This window comes from Bradyrhizobium sp., from assembly GCF_049691595.1.
In the GTDB taxonomy this organism is placed as follows: Bacteria; Pseudomonadota; Alphaproteobacteria; order Rhizobiales; family Xanthobacteraceae; genus Bradyrhizobium.
Map to the genome: position 1 here is coordinate 1 of NZ_JBAVNZ010000624.1, position 4,149 is coordinate 4,149.

4 protein-coding genes and 1 pseudogene are annotated in these 4,149 nt (G+C 64.6%); all 5 read right to left on the reverse strand.

From position 1 onward, the window contains the following. Positions 1–300, reverse strand: a pseudogene (locus tag WCE35_RS25080) (4-carboxy-4-hydroxy-2-oxoadipate aldolase/oxaloacetate decarboxylase); the annotation flags it as partial. Further along, positions 297–1,013, reverse strand: coding sequence for a PIG-L deacetylase family protein (locus tag WCE35_RS25085; RefSeq protein ID WP_424595996.1), 717 nt, complete (start codon positions 1,011–1,013; stop codon positions 297–299). The pseudogene WCE35_RS25080 and the gene WCE35_RS25085, both read right to left, overlap by 4 nt. Before the next feature lie 39 nt (positions 1,014–1,052). Next, a complete protein-coding gene (locus tag WCE35_RS25090) occupies positions 1,053–2,312 on the reverse strand; it encodes an MFS transporter (protein WP_424595997.1) in 1,260 nt (419 codons plus the stop codon). A 204-nt stretch (positions 2,313–2,516) separates the two neighbouring features. Further along, positions 2,517–2,702 carry a hypothetical protein gene (locus WCE35_RS25095; protein ID WP_424595998.1) on the reverse strand — a complete coding sequence of 62 codons (186 nt, stop codon included), beginning with the start codon at positions 2,700–2,702 and terminating at the stop codon, positions 2,517–2,519. A gap of 124 nt (positions 2,703–2,826) precedes the next feature. Then, the coding region (locus tag WCE35_RS25100) for a putative bifunctional diguanylate cyclase/phosphodiesterase (RefSeq protein WP_424595999.1) at positions 2,827–4,149 on the reverse strand (1,323 nt) is incomplete at its 5' end.

The window sequence follows — 4,149 nt, forward strand, 5'->3', positions numbered from 1 at the left end:
GGTCGCCAGCAATTCGCCGAACATGCCGTCGCTGTTGTCGGAGGTGCAGCCGACCACCAGCACGTCGCCCTTCCGGCACTGCTCGACCGCGACATGGATCATCCAGTTGTCGCCGGGATGCACCAGCACGGTGACGGCGGTGCCGGCCGCCTCAGCCCCCGCCCATACCGGGCGCAGATAGGGCTTCATCAGCCCAAAGCGGCCATAGGCCTCATGCACCGTCGCGGTGCCGAGCGCGCCGAGCCGTTTGACCAGACCGGCCTCGGTCCGTTTGATGTTGCGGACAACGACCGTCTTCATGCCAGTTCCTCCACCGCCATCGGGAACAGCCGCTGATAGGCTTCGCCATAGGTCATGGCCTTGCCCGAATTGCGGCCGCCCTGCATGCCGCGCTGAAGCGCGACCCGCTCGTAATAGGCCCACAGATGCTTTTGCGCGGCCAGAATTTCGAAGGTCTTGCGCTTGATGTCCCAGACCTCGTCGATGTTGAGGATCACCTGCGGCTTGAAATTGCACATCTCCGGCTGGTGCGGCTCGAACAGGAACACCGGCGGCGCGCTGTAATTGTAATCGGCCCGCGGCTTGTGGCCCATCGCCTGCGCGACGATCCGCGCCTCTTGGGCATAGGCGGCGGCCGCCGGATGATCGACATTATAGGGATCCTCCAGCGCATGGGTGAGCACGAAGTTCGGATTGAACTCGCGGTAGATGTCGGTCAGCCGCTCCAGATGCGCGTCCGTCAGCCGCAGCGGATAATCGCCGGCGTCGAAGAACTCGATCTCGGCGCCGAGCGCGGCGGCGGCCCGCTCCGCCTCGTCGCGGCGGCCGGCCTTGACCCTGTCGAGCGTCATGCCCGGCTCTCTCCAGGCGAACTGGGATTCGCCGCGCTCGCCGAACGCCAGGCACACGATCTTGATGCGATAACCCTTTTTGGCATGAAGCGCGATCGCGCCACCGGCGCGCCAGACGAAATCCCCGGGGTGGGCCGACACCACCAAACCTGCCTTTGACATGGCATTCCCTTCCGTATTGCCTTCCTGTGCGCGGCCTGTCTATCGCGCATTGGCCGGCGCATGAACAGGCCATAAATCCGCGCGCCAGTGCAGGATGATGGTCATCATCAGCGCGAGACCGCCGGTCGCATACAGCGTCCCGGTCGCGGCAAAGCCGACCAGGTCGATCAGGCTGCCCGCCGCCAACAGGCCGAGCGGCAGACCATAGATCACCATCATGCGCACGCCCATCACCCGGCCGCGGAAATGTTCGCTCGCCGCGCGCATCAGGATCACCGCGAGCGAGATCATGCACAGGCTCTGCGAGAAACCCGCCAGCATCAGGCACGCCATGGCGGTCGGCACGGTCTGCATCTGCGCGAACACCAATAGCGTCGAATACCACAGCACGGTCGCGGCGATCATCAGCCGCGCCACCCGGATGCCGCCGACCAGGCTGAGGGCGATGGAGCCGACCAGCGAGCCGATCGCAAAGCTCGCCGACAGATATCCGAGGCCAGTCTGGTTGGTGCCGTAAATTTCCCGCGCGGCATAGGGCAGCAATCCGTTGGACAGCGGATACGCGGTCAGGTTGGCGAGAAACGCGATCCAGAGCGCGGCGCGCATCCGCGGCGTGGTCCAGACATAGGCCACGCCCTCTTTCAGGTCGCGCAGCGGCGAGGGTTGCGGCGCCTCGCTCGCGCCTGCGCCGGCGGGGTGTGGTTTGGCAGGCGCCACCACGCAAAGGGTCAGCGCCGTGCTCAGCAGATAAAGGCTGACGATCGCGACATAGGCCGGCCCGATCCCGAGCGATGCGAACAGCCCGGCCCCGCTCAGCGCGCCGGCGATCCGCGCGGTATCCATCGTGGTTCGCGAAATGCTGATGGCGCCGATCAGCTGTTCATGCGGCATGATGGTCGCGACCAGCGCGCCGCGGACGCCGAGGTCCGACGGCCGGACGATGCCCATCACCGCCGCGATCACGAACACGAAAGACGGATTGAGCTGACCGCCGAGCGCCAGCGTCGTCAGGACGGTTGCCAGCACCGCATAGGCCGCCCGCATCATCGCCAGCAGGTCGCGATGGCCGATACGGTCGCCCGCCACGCCGAACATCGGCGCCACCAGCGTGCCGATATAACCGAGCGAGGCGAACACCGTGAGCAGCAACACCGACCCGGTTTCGACCAGCACATACCAGCCGAGGATGAGCGTCTCCATCTCGAACGCCCAGGACGTGAGCAGATCGGCAGGCCACTGGAAACGGTAGTTCCGGATGCGGAATGGTGCGAGCGCGGAAGGCCGCGCAGGCTCGCTCAAGACTCGATGTCGCGATTCATCGCGTTCCGCCCTGCCCGGTTTCTTGTTGTTCTCGGAAACGGGTTTTCGTCAGAAAACCGCTTCCTCGAAATGGATACAGGCTTGATATTGCCTGTGTCAATCAGGCCGGACCAGCGCGATCGATCGCGCCCTCACCTGCCCGGCCTCAACCGTTTGTCGGCCGCGCCGGATAGCCCTTTTCGATCATCCCCTCGACATCGCGATCGGCGCAGGCGCATGGGTCCTGGGCGATGTCGCCGACACCGTCAGAACGACGGCGAGCGCGCAAACCATGCACAATTTCATTCGCGCCGTCCTGTAGTCGGTCATCGGCAGGAAGAAGAAAAAGGTCATCGCCAGCACCAGAAGACCGTTGATCAGATAGTACATGGGGGCGCCCTCCTGTTTCCCGGCCAGGATGGCAGGCCATGTTCGACCGTTCCGTGGCTGATGTCACAGATCGAAGATGCGCAAACCGTCGGGGGCCGGAAACAATCGCGTTCGATCCGCGTTTTCAGGCCGCTGACACCGCCTTGCCGCGATGCGACAGCAGCAACTTCCGTATCTCCGGGGCCGGGATCGCCGGACTGAACAGATATCCCTGCATTTCGGTGCAGCCGAGACTGTGCAGCAGATTCCTTTGCTGCTCCGTCTCCACGCCTTCCGCGGTGGTCGTCATGTCGCTCGCGGCGGCGATGTTGACGACGGCCTGTACGATGGATGACGAGGCGCCGGCGGCGGCAAGGTCCTTGATGAAGGAGCGATCGATCTTGATCTTGTCGAACGGAAACCGCCGCAGATAGCTCAGCGACGAATAGCCGGTGCCGAAATCGTCCAGTGCGATCCGCACGCCGAGTGCGCGCAGCTGATGCAGCGTCGCCAGCGCAGCCTCGTCGTCCCGAATGAGGACCGCCTCGGTGATCTCGAGTTCGAGCCTGCAGGCCGCAAGTCCCGAGGCGGCCAACGCCGCCGCCACGCCCAGCGCCAGCGTCTGGCCCTTGAACTGAACCGGCGAGACGTTGACGGCGATGTGCACGTCATCCGGCCAGTTCGCGGCCTCGCGGCATGCCGAGATCAGCACCCAGCGACCGAGCTGGTCGATCAGGCCGGTATCCTCGGCGATCGGGATGAATTCCGCCGGCGAGATCGCCCCGCGCTCGGGGTGATGCCATCGCAGCAATGCCTCGCAGCCGCTGACCCTTGCATCCTCGATATTCACGACCGGCTGGTAGTAGACTTCAAGGCCGCCGCCGGTGATCGCCTGTCGCAACTCGAGCTCGAGGCTTCGCCGCGCCCTGGCGCGCGCATCCATGCCGGCCTCGAAGAACCGGTAGGTGCGGCGTCCGTCAGCCTTGGCGCCGTACAGCGCAAGGTCGGCATTCCTGAGCAGCTGATCGAGGTCCAGCCCGTCACCGGGCGCGAGCGCGATACCGATACTGGCATCGGTGGTAATCAGGTGACCGGCGCATTCGAAGGGCTGCCTGATCGCCTCATACAGGCTGTCGACAAGGCGGGTGGTTTGCGACCGGTCGCAGATCGCGGTCTGGATCACCGCGAATTCGTCGCCGCCCAGCCGGGCCGCCACATCGGTGGCTTCGAGACAACCGCGAAGGCGATCGGCGACGCTTTTCAGCAGTTCATCGCCGATCGGATGACCGAGCGCATCGTTGACGCGCTTGAATTCGTCGATATCGATATACATGATGGCAAGCTGCTCGCCGGGCTTGACCTCGTTCAGAGCCCGTTCGAGTTTCTCGCGAAACAACGCGCGGTTGGGCAAGTCGGTCAGCACATCGTAATGCGCCAGATGGGCGATCTTCTCCTCGGCGCGTTTGCG

Coding starts and splice junctions, on each gene's coding strand:
- WCE35_RS25085 (WP_424595996.1), bottom strand. CDS start 1,013: ATGTCAAAGGCAGGTTTGGTGGTGTCGGCCCACCCCGGGGATTTCGTC.
- WCE35_RS25095 (WP_424595998.1), bottom strand. CDS start 2,702: ATGTACTATCTGATCAACGGTCTTCTGGTGCTGGCGATGACCTTTTTC.